Genomic DNA, 13,123 nt, shown 5'->3' on the forward strand with positions numbered 1-13,123 from the left:
CCTAGATACAGGCACAGCGAAAAAAGCTCGTGATTGCGAAAAATTGACAACTTCGTGAACAATTTTTATAATAGGGACGAACGGATCGCCGGGCGCATCGCTGATGCGAGGCAGCGCTCCTGCCGGACGGTCAGCGGATTGCCCGGAACGGAAGGCGAAGTTGCGCGCCGGCAGCGCTCCTGCTTGGCGCCGTAACGTCGCAATGGCCGTATTTTGCCCATTGGCGCAAAAACGGCGTTGCGGCGTTTTCTTTTTTCCCTAATGGAAACGATCGCAAAGGAGGTCCCCGCATGGTGCGCGCTGCGCAAAACCGCTGGGCCATTGCCGCCGCCGCTGTCGCCTTTCATCTGATGATCGGCTCGGCCTATGCCTGGAGCGTCTTCACCAAGCCCCTCATGGCCCAATTGGGATGGAGCCAGAAAGAGGTGTCCCTTGCGTTTAGCATCGCCATCTTTGCGCTGGGCATGTCGGCCGCGTTCATGGGACGGTTTGTCGAACGCCATGGCCCGCGGAAATCCGGAACGCTGGCTGCCATCTTCTTCGGGACGGGCGTGGCCGGATCCGGCTTGGCCGTTGCCCTGAAGTCGTTGCCGCTCTTGTACCTGTTTTACGGCCTGATCGGTGGCATTGGGCTGGGCATCGGGTACATCACCCCGGTCTCGACGCTGGTCAAGTGGTTTCCCGACCGGCGGGGACTGGCCACCGGCCTGGCCATCATGGGTTTTGGGTTTGCCTCGCTGGTGAGTGGGCCCGCCGCCGTGCTGATCGAACGGGTGGGCATTGCCCCCACCTTCGCCCTCCTCGGTGCGGTGTACTTTGCGGTGATGCTGGCGGCGGCCCAGGTGCTCACGCCGCCGCCTGCGGGATGGGTGCCGCCGCGCTTTGCCCAACAAGCGGCCGATTCGAGAAAGCGCTTGCCCGTTGACCTGGCCCAGCTGACGGCGGCCGAAGCGGTCAAGACGCGCCGCTTCTGGTTCCTGTGGGTGATGTTGTTCATCAACATCACGTGCGGCATCGCCATCATTTCCGTCGCCTCGCCCATGGGCCAGGAAATCGCCGGCCTATCGCCGCTTGCCGCCGCGTCGATGGTGGGGCTCATGGGGCTGTTTAACGGCATCGGCCGCATCGGTTGGGCGTCGCTGTCCGACTACATCGGCCGCCCCAACGTCTACACGGCCTTCTTCATCCTGCAGATCGGCGCCTTTCTGCTCCTGCCCAATGCGCGCGAGGCGCTCCTCTTCCAGGTGCTCGTCTTCGCCATCATGACTTGCTACGGCGGCGGGTTTGCCACGCTCCCGGCCTACATCGGCGACCTCTTCGGCACCAAGGAGCTGGGGGCGGTTCACGGATACCTGCTCACCGCGTGGGCCCTGGCCGGCGTCGTCGGACCCATCTTGGTGTCCAGCATCTACGATGCCACGAAGAGCTATGCCGGCACCTTGGCCATCTTTGCCGCCCTGTTTGCCGTTGCTCTGGCGGTTTCCCTTTGGATTCGCGCCGACATCAAGGCGTTGCGCACGCAGCGGCAGGCGACAGGCGCCCGCCTGACGCATTCCCACATCTCGTCCTGACAGTTGCCGGCGGCCAGCCGTTCATTGCCGTAACATGCGCTTCCATGGTATACTGAACGTAAGCCACCAACCCCTTCGCAGATGGGCCGGCGGGGGGCGCGAGAACGATGAACAAGTACGAAGCCGAGTTCAGCAACCTGGTTCGAGCCTTCCGCAAGAAGTATATGGGCAAGGGGCCGGTCAAGATCACCACAACATTTTGTAAAAATTGGGCCATTTGTGAGATGGAGGGAAACCTGACGCCCATTGAAAAATTTATGGCCCGAACGGAAGAGGGGCGTCAGGCGTTGCGCGCGGCCCGCACGGAAATGGTGAAAGACCTCTACCGGAAATACCCGCCGCGGGAGATTGAAGAGCTGGTGGGGGCCAAGTTTGTGGACCTCTTTGTGGACATCAACCTCGAAAAGGATTGGGCCATGTCCATCTTCGTGTTTGACCAGGACATCGAAGCGAAGTTTCGCGCGCAAACGGAAAACAAACGCGGGTTGGCACTTGGTAGCGATCCTGCTAAAGGCTAACCGCCGTGACATCGCCTTTGTCTCCAAAGGCCGATTCACGGCGGTTTTTTCATCGAAACGGCGCGCCTCCCGGTGGAACGGGCCCTTCGGAACGCGACAAAAGGAGGCGGAAATCGTTGACCGCTTTGGTCGATCGCTTTGGCCGGCGCCACGATTACCTGCGCATTTCCGTTACCGACCGCTGCAACCTGCGCTGCGTCTACTGCATGCCGGAGGACATGGCGTTTCTGCCCCAGCGCCAGCTGCTCACCGACGACGAGATTGTGGCCGTCGTCCGCGTGGCGGCCCAGCTCGGCGTGCGCAAGCTGCGCATCACGGGGGGCGAGCCCCTCGTACGGCCCGGCCTCGCCGACTTGGTGGCCCGGCTGGCGGCCATCCCCGGCATCGAGGACATCGCCCTCACGACGAACGGCATCTTTCTGGCCGAACAGGCCGAGGCGCTGCGCCGCGCGGGGGTACGGCGGGTGAACGTCAGCCTCGACTCGCTGAAACCCGACCGGTTTCGCCGCATCACCCGCCGCGGCGAGCTGGAGCGCGTGCTGGAGGGGATCGAGCAGGCGCTGGCCGTGGGCTTTTCGCCGGTGAAGCTCAACTGCGTGCTGGTGAAGGGGGTGAACGACGACGAGATCGTCGACTTCATCCGCTTGACCCTGGAACGCCCGCTTCACGTGCGGTTCATCGAGTACATGCCCATCGGCCACCACGCGGAGTGGAAAGCGGGGTACGTACCGCTTACCGACGTGCTCGCCCGGGCGGAGGCGGCGGGCCTGCCGCTCGAGCCGGCGGACGACGCCGTTCCGGGAAACGGGCCGGCGGAGGTGTACCGCGTGCGCGGTGCCTTGGGCACCGTGGGGCTGATCCATCCCGTGAGCGACCACTTCTGCGCCGGGTGCAACCGCCTGCGCCTGACCGCCGACGGCTACTTGAAGCCGTGCCTGTACTGGGTGGAGGAACTGCGCGTGCGCGATTGCATCGGCGACGAGGAGAAGCTGCGCGCGCTGTTCTTCCGGGCCCTCGCCCTCAAGCCGGAGAAGCACGAGATGGCCCGGGCCGGCGAGGCGCTGGACGACGGGCGCGTGCCGACATGGCGGCGCATGTCGCAAATCGGCGGCTAGTGGCCAGGAGGCGAGGCGGCGCCGGGGCTGGGGGTATGGACGAGACTGAGGAAGAGATGAGGGAGGAGAAAGCAATGGGGAAAACGAAGCACACGGGACCGATTTCGCTGCCGAAGCTTCCGGATCCGTCGCTGTGGGTGAGCTGGAAACCCTTTGGCTTTGGCGAGCAGAAGCCGCACCACAACTGGGCGGTGCTCAAAACGCTGTGGGAAAACCGCGACAACCTGCGCTACGCGTGGCGCATCCTGACCCAAGGCGTGTGCGACGGCTGCGCCCTGGGCGTCTCCGGCCTGCGCGACCAAACCTTGAAGGGCCCGCACCTGTGCACGACGCGCCTCAACGTGTTGCGCCTCAACACGCAGCCACCCATCCCCGACGACGTGCTGTTTCAGGACATCGACGAGCTGCGCCGGCTGGACAGCACCGCGCTGCGCAAGCTGGGGCGCCTCCCCTATCCGCTGATCCGCGAGAAGGGCGAACGGCGCTTCCGGCGCATCACGTGGGATGAGGCCCTTGACCGGATTGCGGAGAAGTTTCGCCAGATCGACCCGCGGCAGGCCGCCTTCTACCTGACGGCGCGGGGCATTACCAACGAGACGTACTATGTGGCGGCCAAGGTGGCCCGCTTCCTCGGCACGAACAACATCGACAACGCCTCGCGCATCTGCCATTCGCCCTCGAAAACGGCCCTCAAGCGCACGCTGGGCATCGGGGCCTCCAGCTGCAGCTACAAGGACTGGATCGGCACCGACGTGCTCGTCTTTTGGGGATCGGTGCCGGCGGCCAACCAGCCGGTGTCGACGAAGTACATGTACGCGGCAAAGCGCCAGGGCACCAAGATCCTCGTCGTCAACCCGTACCGCGAGCCGTCGATGGAGCGGTACTGGATCCCGTCTATCCCCGACAGCGCCCTGTTCGGCACCAAGCTGGCCGACGACTTCTACCAGGTGAACATCGGCGGCGACATCGCCTTCATGACCGGCGTGATGAAGCACTGGTTTGAGATGGAAGAGCGCCAGCCGGGTTCGGCCATCGACCACGACTTTGTCCGAAACCACGTGAACGGGTACGAGGAACTCAAGGCCCATGTCCAGCGCTACGACTGGGAGACCCTCGAGAAGGAGGCGGGCCTGTCGCGGGAGCGGATGCGCGAGTTCGCCGAGATCCTGGCCAAGGCCAGGACGGGCGTCTTCGTGTGGTCGATGGGCCTCACCCAGCACCGCTTCGGAACGGACAACGTCACCCAGGTGGTCAACCTGGCCATCCTGCGCGGCTTCATCGGCCGGGAGAAATGCGGCGTGATGCCCATCCGCGGCCATTCCGGCGTGCAGGGGTCGGGCGAGATGGGGGCCGACTGCTTCTCGCTGCCGGGCGGCGAGTTTGATGACGAGAACATCGCGCGCCTCGAGCGCCTGTGGGGCTTCCCCATCCCCCGGTGGCAGGGTGACACCGTTGGCGTCAGCCTGGAGAACGCCCTCCTGCCGGATGACCATCCGCGGAAGCTGCGCCTGTTCTACACGAGCGGCGGCAACTTCCTCGAGACGATGCCCGATCCGGCCTTCGTGCGCCAGTGCCTGGAGAGCGTGGAGCTGCGCGTGCACGCCGACATCATCCTGAACACCTCGACCCTGGTCGACGCGCGGGAGGCGGTTATCGTCCTGCCGGTGATGACGCGCTACGAGATGCCCGGCGGGGGCACGTCGACGTCGACGGAGCGGATGGTCTACTTTTCCCCGGAAATCCCCGGGCCGCGCATCCCCGAGGCGCGGGCCGAGTGGCAGATCTACATTGACCTGGCCGCGCGCGTCAAGCCCGAGCAGGCCCATCTCATCCAATTCCGCGACGCCCAGGCCATCCGCGAGGAGATCGCCAAGGCCAATCCGAACTACGACGGCATCCAGCACCTGAAGAAGGCCGGCGACGTGTTCCAGTGGGGCGGGATGTGGCTGTGCGAGGGCGGCGTCTGCCCGACGAAGGACGGGCGGGCCAACCTCGTCCCCGTGGAGCTGCCGCAGTTCCGCAAGGGAGAAGGAACCTTCTTCGTCACCACGCGGCGCGGCAAGCAGTTCAACTCCATGGTGTACGGCGACGTCGACCCGCTGACCGGCGCCGAGCGCGACGACGTGCTGATCCACGAGGAGGACGCCAGGGCGCTGGGCATTGCCGACGGCGACGCCATCGTCGTCTACAACCGCCACGGGATGTTCCACGGGCGGGCGCGCTACGCGCCGATCCAGCGCGGCAATCTGGCCGTGCACTGGCCCGAGGGGAACGTGCTGTTCCCGCGGGGCAAGTACGAGCCCCACGCGCAGATTCCCATGTACAACACGGTGGCCATTGTGGAGAAGGCCGAGCTGTTCTATGCCCAGAAGGACATCCAGTACCGCGAGGCGCGCCTCGCCGAACTGGATGAGCTCGAGGGGTTTGAAGAAAGCGGCTCGTGTGCGGGATAATGAAAACCCGCCGCGCGGGGGACAAACCCCGTCGGCGGCGGGTGTGCCGCGGTCCGCGCGGGCTACGGGTTTCCGAGCCCGCCGCGGGCCGCTTTTGTTTCGCCTTCCCGGCAGCATGCCGCTTCCGGAACGGGCGGTGCCGTCGTCTCCGGCGACAGTTCCAGCGGTTTCAGCGGGTCCCAGGTGTCGCCCTGATGGCCGACCCACGCCATGCCGTCTTCGCCGATCTCCTTTTTCCAGATCGGCACGATCTGTTTGAAGCGCTCGATGGCGTAGCGGCTCGCGTCGTACGCCTGAGCGCGGTGCGGGGCGCTGGCGGCGATGACGATGCTGAGTTCGCCCACGGCCAGCGTGCCCAGCCGGTGGGCGATGGCCAGGCGCGCCTCCGGCCAGCGCTGCGCCACCTCGTCGCCGATTTGGGCCATCGTGCGGAGGGCCATCGGCTCGTAGGCGGTGTAGGTGAGGGCCACGGTGCGCCGGCCGCGCGTCCATTCGCGCACGGTGCCGGCAAAGGTGAGGATGGCGCCGGCTTGCGGATGGGCCACCTTGGCCGCCACGGCGGCGGCGTCGAGGGGCCGGTGCGTGAGGAGGAAACGGCCGCACGGCGAGGCGAGGGCATCGAGGTCGCCGGCGTCCCGCGGCGCGTCGGGCGGCGGCAGGATGAGAAGCGCATCGCCCTCGGCCAGGTGTGCGTCGAGCGAAAGGTAGTCGCCGTCGCGGGCGAAGGCGCAGCGGGGGAGCAAGTCGCGCAGCGCCGGCCGAGTGGCCATGAGGGCGAGCATGAGGTCGAGCACGCGGCTGTCCGGACCCAGGTCGACGGTCAGGGTGTCCGTTCCTTCGGCGTGGCGCAGAGGGCCAAACAGGCAAGCGGTGACGCGCATCGTTTCGTCCTCCTTTGCCGTCAGCGGCGCGGTGCGGGGCGCTGACGGCGCACGAAGTGGTCGAGCCAGGCGAGGGCCGCATCGGGCTGCTCGAAGGACCAGACGGGACAGGAAAGGGGCGGTGCGGCGGCGCGCGCGCGGGCGTGCGCCACCACGCCGACGATGCCGGCGAGGCGTTGGGCGAGGGCCCAGTCTTCGGGCTCGCGCACGAACACCCATTTCGGGTAGGGCGCGTCCTTGAAGCCCTCCACCACGACGAGATCCAATCCGGCGAAGTCGGCGAGGAGCTCGTCCAGTTCCCACGGCGCATCCCGCCGCTCATAGATGCCCTTTTCCCCGCCGGAGACGACGACGGCGCGCACGGCGCCGGCGCGGGCGTGTTCGCGGCTGTCGGATCCCGCCGTCTCCCAGGCCAGGCCGTGGCCGCCTCCGTCGCGCTTGAGGCTGCCCACGCGCCAGCCCGACGCGGCCAGGTGGGACAGGATGGCTTTGGCCCACGTCGTCTTGCCGCGCTTCGCGTAGCCGACGAGCTGGAAGACGAGGGGTGGGGCGGAAGAGAGGGGGATGCCGCCGGGGTGATCGGGCGGCATCTCCTGGCAAATGGGCGGCGAGCCGTGCAGCGCGGGCATCTCGCCGGTGAGGGCCGCCCATTCTTCGGGCGTGTTGGCGTTGGCCGCCCACAGCGGCTCGGGCAGCGGCGCGGCAAACCACGTCAGGCGGCGCAAGAGGCCGGAAAGGGCGTACGCGCCGGTGGCCAGTTGCTTGCGCACGTGCGGCAGGATGCGCGTGCGGTAGACGGCGAGGAGCGGATGCACGCGCGCGGTGTCGCAGCTCACCCACGCGTCGTAGGCGGGATGGGCGTGGCTGACCCGCCACAGCCACGTCAGCGTTTCGGGGGCGATCCGCGGCAGGTCGCAGGCGAGCACGAGGGCGCGGTCGCCCTTCACGCGCGCGAGGCCCGCGGCCAGGCCGCCGAGGGGCCCGGCGTCCACCTCATCGGCGATCCACCGTTCCGGGTGCTCGCGGGCCAGCGGGGAATCGGCCTTGCCAACCAGATATGCCGTGCCGCCGGCCCGGTGGACCACGTCGAGCAGCCAGTCGAGAAGCCGCCGGCCTTGGTAGGCCAGCAGCGGCTTGGGCAGTCCCATGCGGCGGCTTTGTCCGCCGACCAGAATCAGCACGTCCATCGCATCGCATCCTTTCGGGAGGGCCTCTCGCCTGTTGCGCGGGGCCTTTGCCCTCCCGTGTTGAGGCTACCCTTATTGTAGCGCGTGCGCGAGGGCGTGTCTTCCCGAACCCAGACCGGTGAACGATCCGATCAACAAACGACCGGCTTTTCCGACGAATTCGTGCAGCCGGTTGCCCTCTTGGTGTACAATTGAAGAGGAAAAGCGAGGAAGGAGGAACGGGTATGTGGCAGGTACCAACGCGCGTGCTCATGGGGCCCGGCCCGAGCGATGTGCATCCGCGGGTGCTGAAGGCCCTGTCCACGCCGCTGGTCGGGCATCTCGACCCGGCCTTTTTGGCGCTGATGAACGAGGTGCGTGACCTGCTCAAGCAGGTGTTCGGCACGAAAAACGAGCTGACCCTCGCCATGTCCGGAACCGGCAGCGCGGGCATGGAAACGGTGTTCGTCAACCTGATCGAGCCGGGCGACCGCGTGGTGATTGGCGTCAACGGCCTTTTTGGCCAGCGCATGGCCGACGTCGCGTCGCGCTGCGGGGCCGAGGTGATTCCCGTCACCGCGCCGTGGGGCGAGCCCATTGCGCCGGAGGCCGTGGAGAAGGCGCTGAAGCAGGCCGACGGGCCGGTGAAGGCTGTCGCCGTGGTGCATGCCGAGACGTCCACCGGCGTGTGGCAGCCGCTGGCGGACATCGGGCGGCTGGCCCATGCGCACGGGGCGCTGTTCATCGTTGACGCGGTCACCTCCCTCGGCGGCGTGCCGGTGGAGGTGGACAAAAACGGCATCGACGCCTGCTACAGCGGAACGCAGAAATGCCTCAGCGTGCCGCCGGGACTGGCGCCGGTCACCTTCAGCCCGCGGGCGCAAGAGGCGATCCGCACGCGCAAGACGAAGATCCAAAGCTGGTATTTCGACCTGTCGATGATCCAGCAATACTGGGGCGAGGAGCGCTTCTACCACCACACGGCGCCCATTTCGATGATCTACGCCCTGCGCGAGGGGCTACAGGTCCTCGTCGACGAAGGGCTGGAGAACGTCTACCGCCGCCACCTGGAGCTGGGCCGGCGCCTGCAGGCGGCCCTGGAAGACATGGGTCTTGTCCTCCATGTGGCGGAAGCCTACCGCCTGCCGCAGCTCACCACCGTGCGCGTTCCCGAAGGCGTCGACGAGGCGGCGATCCGCCGGCGGCTGCTCGAGGAATTCGGCATCGAGATCGGCGGCGGCCTGGGCGAGCTGAAGGGCAAGGTGTGGCGCGTGGGCCTCATGGGGTACAGCTGCCAGATGAAAAACGTGGTGCTCTTCACCTCGGCGCTGCGCCAGCTTCTGGCCGAGGTGCGGTGAAAAAAATCCCCTGTCCGTTGTGGACAGGGGTTTTTTCATGGGGGTGCGTTTGGCCATCCGATGCGTTGGCCGTTCCGTTTGCCCGTTTTAGCGGCTTTTCGCTTGTGGCGCGTCCCAGGTGAGCCACCCGTTGGCTTCGACAATTTCCAGGAATTTGGCCAGCCGCGGCACCAGCGGTTCGGCGTCGTCGCCAAAGCGCTCGCGCAACGCCGCGGCGATGTCGGCCACCGTGTGGCGCCCGTCGCAGCGGGCGAGCACGAAGCTGCCGAGGGGATCGAGGGCCACGCGGATGGCGGCCGGCTGGTTCAGGTAGCGCACCGACAGGCGCTCCAGCCAGCCGGTCCGCGGCACGACCAGCGTCAGCGTATCGGGGGCTTCTGCGGCCTCCAGGCGCACCGCCTCATGCAGGCGCGGCGTCATGGCCAGGAGATTTTGCCCTTTGCGCCGCTCCTTGCGGCCGAACCGCGTGCGCCACCGAAAGGCCATGGCGCTCCCCTACCTTTCGGCTGCCGCATCGCCGCCGGCCGGACCGGCGGGGCGCCCTTTGGCCCGCATGGCCACCCAACCCAAGAGGAGGGTCAGCGCGGCGAACAGGACCAGCGTCACGCCGCTATGCGGCAGGAGCACGTTCTCCGGCAGCTTCACGTTGAGCCAGATGAGGACGGCGATGAGCACGCCGACCAGCGCCTCGCCGGCGATCAGCCCCGAGGCAAAGAGGGTGCCCGTTTCCACACGGGCCGTTTTGGTCGCCTCGTCTTTCGTCAGCGCCTCCATGGCCCAGCGCACCAGGCCGCCGACGAGGATCGGGATGCTGACGTGCACCGGCAGGTAGATGCCAACGGCCACGGCCAGCGAGTTGAGGCCCAGGCATTCGATGACGATGGCCGACGCCGCGCCCATGAAGATGAGGTCCCACGGCAGGTTGTCGGCCAGGATGCCTTCGATGACCATCTTCATCAGCACCGCTTTCGGCGCCGGCAGGGCTTCGGAGCCCATCCCGTAGGTGGCGTGCAGGACGACGAGCACGAAGCCGATGACCAGCCCGGAGGCCACGACGCCGATCATCATGGCCAGCTGCTGCTTCCACGGCGTGCTGCCGACCAGGTAGCCGGCCTTCAGGTCCTGGGAGATGTCGCCGGCCACCGCCAGCGCCGTGCAGACGATGGCGCCGACCGTCAGCGCGGCCACCATGCCGGCCATCCCGTGCACGCCGGCCAGCTTGAACACGAAGGTGACGATGAGCAGCGTGGCGATGGTCATCCCCGAAACGGGCGAGGACGAGCTTCCGACAATCCCGACGATGCGCGAGGCCACGGCCACAAAGAGGAACCCGAACACGGCGATGGCCAGCGCGCCGATGATCCCCACATTGGTGAGGGGCGCAAAGGCGATGATGGCAATGATGACGGCCGTGCCGCCCAGCACCCACGGCATGGGGATGTCGCGATCGGTCCGCGCCACTTCTCCGGTTTGCCCGATGCCGGCTTTGCGGATGCCGCGCAGCGTGTCACGGAGCGAGCGGTACAGCATGGGCAGGGTCCTGACGAGGGTGATCAGCCCGCCCGTCGCCACGGCGCCCGCGCCGATGTAGCGGATGTAGGCGTCCCACACGCCCCAGGCGTCCAGTTTGCCGATGGCCTCCTCGGCCGGGAAGAGGGCGTTCGGGTTCCCCGCTCCGAAGAAGCTGATCATCGGAATGAAGACGAGCCAGGCCAAGAGGCCCCCGGCCAGCATTTGCCCGGCGATGCGCGGGCCGATGATGTACCCCACGCCCAGGAGGGCCGGGTAGGCGTCCAGACCGACGAGGGCGTTCTTGAACTTGGTCAGCGTTGTTTCGATTTCCGTTTTGAACAGTTTCAGGCCGTCGCCCAGGGCCTTGAACAGCCCGCCGACAAAGAAGCCGGTGAAGACAAGCCGCGCGCTGGCGCCGCCGACCTCACCCGACTTGAGCACCTCCGCGCAGGCGGTGCCTTCCGGGTACGGCAGCGTGTGGTGTTCCTGCACGATCAAGAGGCGGCGCAGCGGAATCATCATGAACACGCCGAGGAAGCCGCCCGTCAGCACGACGAAGGCGATCATCGTCTGGCTGGGGGTCAGGTTCCACAGAAAGAGCGCCGGCAAGGTGAAGATGGCCCCGGCGGCCACCGCTTCCCCGGCGGTGGTCATCGTCTGGACAATGTTGTTCTCGAGAATGGACTTGCGCCGAAAGATCCCGCGGAGAATGGCCATGGAGATCACGGCCGCGGGAATGGAAGCGCTTACCGTCATGCCGATCTTCAGGCCGAGATACGCGTTGGCCGCACCAAACAAGATGGCCAGGAGAATCCCGAGGACGATCGCGGTGGCCGTCAGCTCGGGCAGCGATTTGTTGGCCGGAACGTAGGGCACAAACTGCTGCGGCGGCCGTTGATTTTCGTTGTTCATCCGAGGTCCCTCCTTTGCAGAACGGTCATGACTTTTTTGAAAAATAAAGGGTAAACACGTGTTTATTATAACATTTAATCTTTACTCTCGAGACATTTTTCTACATTTCATTCTTGTCCCAATGATGCGAATCGACGCGGTTGTCACGCGCCCGTGCGGACCAAGACGGCGGGCGGGGCGTTTGCTTCGGAATGATTCTCCTGGGAAAAGACATGCTAGAAGAAGGGGAAAAGATCAACAAACGATTGCGCGAAGGGGTGCGAAGGCGATGGATGTTGGCCTTGTGTACAACGTCATGTGGTTTGGCGTGCTGTTTGGCACCCTTTTTCTGATTGCCGGCTTGTGGCTGCGCCAGGAATGAGCGGCGGGGACGGTCCCGTGAAGGGGTTGTGGGGGCTTGTCTGGCGCAACGTGCGGCGTCGCGCCTCCCGCGCGCGGCTCCTGGGAAGCTGCGCCGCACTGACGGCGGGCCTTCTGTTCGCCAGCTACTTTTTCCTCCATTCCCTGACGGCGGGGGCGAGCGTGACCGCGGCGCGCTTGGGCGCCGACCTGCTCGTGGTGCCCAAGGGATTGGGGCCGCTGGCCGGCGACGCCCTGATCGCCGGCATGCCCACCGATTCCTACTTGCCGGATCGGGTCGTCTCCCGCCTGGCCCGGCTTCCCGGCGTGGAACGGGTCGCGCCGCAGCTGTACCTCAAGACGGTGTCGACGGTGTGCTGCGGGACGGACGGCGATTTTCCCGTTGTCGCCTTTGACCCGCAGGCCGACTTTACGTTGAAACCGTGGATGGCCGCGCTGCGCGACCTGGGGCCCGAAGAGGTGGTGATCGGCGCCAAGGCCGGAGGCGATCGGTTTTTGTACCATTACGACTACGGCACGGTGCAGGAACGGGTGCTCCTCTTCGGCCGGCCCTTTGTGGTTCGCAACGTGCTGTACCCCACGGGGACGGGCACCGACCAGACCATCTTCATGCGCCTCGACACGGCGCGCCGACTGGCCGCCGAAGGCTCCAGCGACCTTCGCGTGCCAGCCGATGCGGTATCCGTTGTGCACGTGCAGGTGGCCCCGGGGCAGGCGGAGGCGGTGAAGCGCGCCATCGAACGCGAGGTGGGAGGAGTCGACGTGGTCTTGGGGGCCGCGCTGCGCGAAACCGTGCGGGCACACCTCGTGCCGGTCAAAGCGCTGAGCTTTGCGATCATTGCCGCCGCCCTGGCCATGAGCGTCCTCCTGACCATGGTGGCGGTGTCGGGCCTCCTTTCCGAACGGCGGAAAGAGGTGGCCATGCTCCGTGCCATGGGGGCCACACGCGGGATGGCGATCCGCCTGTTTCTGCTCGAGACGGCCTTCGTGACCGCCGTGGGCGCTGCGGCCGGGGCGCTCTTCGTCGGGTCGGTGCTGTACGACGCGCGGGCGTTCCTGCGCGAGCTGTTTGGCCTGCCCCTGCTGGTTCCCTCCTGGCGGTCCGGCCTGGCCATGGGCGCTGTGGCTGTGGCCGCCACAGCGGGGGCAGCCCTGGGTGCGGCGCTGTGGCCGGTGCGCCAGGCGCTCAAGGCAGAGCCGCACACGGTGCTGGGCGACGGAACGGGATGAGCGGCAAGGGGGACGCCGGACGGCAGCGCCGGCGTCTCCGGCGAGAG

10 protein-coding genes are annotated in these 13,123 nt (G+C 66.6%); 6 read left to right on the forward strand and 4 right to left on the reverse strand.

Annotated features, from left to right (window positions below; translation table 11 throughout):
• Positions 1-290 precede the first annotated feature (290 nt).
• The 4 genes from IEX61_RS07045 to IEX61_RS07060 all read left to right on the forward strand — a co-directional run bounded on the left by IEX61_RS07045 (position 291) and on the right by IEX61_RS07060 (position 5,657).
• Entirely contained in the window at positions 291-1,571 is a 1,281-nt protein-coding gene (locus IEX61_RS07045) for an L-lactate MFS transporter (protein WP_188817318.1), read from the forward strand.
• A 107-nt stretch (positions 1,572-1,678) separates the two neighbouring features.
• Positions 1,679-2,089 carry a Na-translocating system protein MpsC family protein gene (locus tag IEX61_RS07050; protein WP_054672830.1) on the forward strand — a complete coding sequence of 137 codons (411 nt, stop codon included), beginning with the start codon at positions 1,679-1,681 and terminating at the stop codon, positions 2,087-2,089.
• 116 nt (positions 2,090-2,205) lie between these two features.
• Positions 2,206-3,204, forward strand: a complete 999-nt coding sequence (moaA, locus tag IEX61_RS07055) for a GTP 3',8-cyclase MoaA (protein WP_188817320.1) — start codon at positions 2,206-2,208, stop codon at positions 3,202-3,204.
• A gap of 74 nt (positions 3,205-3,278) precedes the next feature.
• Positions 3,279-5,657: an FdhF/YdeP family oxidoreductase gene (locus tag IEX61_RS07060; RefSeq protein WP_188817322.1), complete on the forward strand. Its 2,379-nt coding sequence runs from the start codon at positions 3,279-3,281 to the stop codon at positions 5,655-5,657.
• Positions 5,658-5,719: 62 nt separating this feature from the next.
• Here IEX61_RS07060 and IEX61_RS12705 read toward each other — a convergent pair whose 3' ends face one another.
• Positions 5,720-6,538, reverse strand: a complete 819-nt coding sequence (locus tag IEX61_RS12705) for a molybdenum cofactor biosynthesis protein (protein WP_308423723.1) — start codon at positions 6,536-6,538, stop codon at positions 5,720-5,722.
• A 20-nt stretch (positions 6,539-6,558) separates the two neighbouring features.
• Complete coding sequence (mobB, locus tag IEX61_RS07070; protein ID WP_188817324.1) at positions 6,559-7,725, reverse strand: molybdopterin-guanine dinucleotide biosynthesis protein B; 1,167 nt, start codon at positions 7,723-7,725, stop codon at positions 6,559-6,561.
• 224 nt (positions 7,726-7,949) lie between these two features.
• Here mobB and IEX61_RS07075 point away from each other — a divergent pair, with 224 nt between their 5' ends.
• Positions 7,950-9,062, forward strand: a complete 1,113-nt coding sequence (locus IEX61_RS07075; RefSeq protein WP_054673109.1) for a pyridoxal-phosphate-dependent aminotransferase family protein — start codon at positions 7,950-7,952, stop codon at positions 9,060-9,062.
• Between the two features lie 87 nt (positions 9,063-9,149).
• Here IEX61_RS07075 and IEX61_RS07080 read toward each other — a convergent pair whose 3' ends face one another.
• Together IEX61_RS07080 and IEX61_RS07085 are read right to left on the reverse strand one after the other, a co-directional pair.
• Positions 9,150-9,548, reverse strand: coding sequence for a PqqD family protein (locus tag IEX61_RS07080; protein ID WP_188817326.1), 399 nt, complete (start codon positions 9,546-9,548; stop codon positions 9,150-9,152).
• 9 nt (positions 9,549-9,557) lie between these two features.
• A complete protein-coding gene (locus IEX61_RS07085; RefSeq protein WP_188817328.1) occupies positions 9,558-11,486 on the reverse strand; it encodes an OPT family oligopeptide transporter in 1,929 nt (642 codons plus the stop codon).
• A 378-nt stretch (positions 11,487-11,864) separates the two neighbouring features.
• Between IEX61_RS07085 and IEX61_RS07090 the strand changes: the two genes are divergently transcribed.
• Entirely contained in the window at positions 11,865-13,076 is a 1,212-nt protein-coding gene (locus tag IEX61_RS07090; protein WP_188817330.1) for an ABC transporter permease, read from the forward strand.
• The last annotated feature ends 47 nt before the right edge of the window (positions 13,077-13,123 follow it).

The sequence above is a fragment of the Calditerricola satsumensis genome (genome assembly GCF_014646935.1).
In the GTDB taxonomy this organism is placed as follows: domain Bacteria; phylum Bacillota; class Bacilli; order Calditerricolales; family Calditerricolaceae; genus Calditerricola; species Calditerricola satsumensis.

What these genes read in the sequence shown, in the direction of transcription:
- IEX61_RS07050 (WP_054672830.1), top strand. Translation starts at nt 1,679, where the DNA reads ATGAACAAGTACGAAGCCGAGTTCAGCAACCTGGTTCGAGCCTTCCGC.
- IEX61_RS07045 (WP_188817318.1), top strand. Translation starts at nt 291, where the DNA reads ATGGTGCGCGCTGCGCAAAACCGCTGGGCCATTGCCGCCGCCGCTGTC.
- IEX61_RS07085 (WP_188817328.1), bottom strand. Translation starts at nt 11,486, where the DNA reads ATGAACAACGAAAATCAACGGCCGCCGCAGCAGTTTGTGCCCTACGTT.
- mobB (WP_188817324.1), bottom strand. Translation starts at nt 7,725, where the DNA reads ATGGACGTGCTGATTCTGGTCGGCGGACAAAGCCGCCGCATGGGACTG.
- IEX61_RS07075 (WP_054673109.1), top strand. Translation starts at nt 7,950, where the DNA reads ATGTGGCAGGTACCAACGCGCGTGCTCATGGGGCCCGGCCCGAGCGAT.
- IEX61_RS12705 (WP_308423723.1), bottom strand. Translation starts at nt 6,538, where the DNA reads ATGCGCGTCACCGCTTGCCTGTTTGGCCCTCTGCGCCACGCCGAAGGA.
- IEX61_RS07080 (WP_188817326.1), bottom strand. Translation starts at nt 9,548, where the DNA reads ATGGCCTTTCGGTGGCGCACGCGGTTCGGCCGCAAGGAGCGGCGCAAA.
- IEX61_RS07060 (WP_188817322.1), top strand. Translation starts at nt 3,279, where the DNA reads ATGGGGAAAACGAAGCACACGGGACCGATTTCGCTGCCGAAGCTTCCG.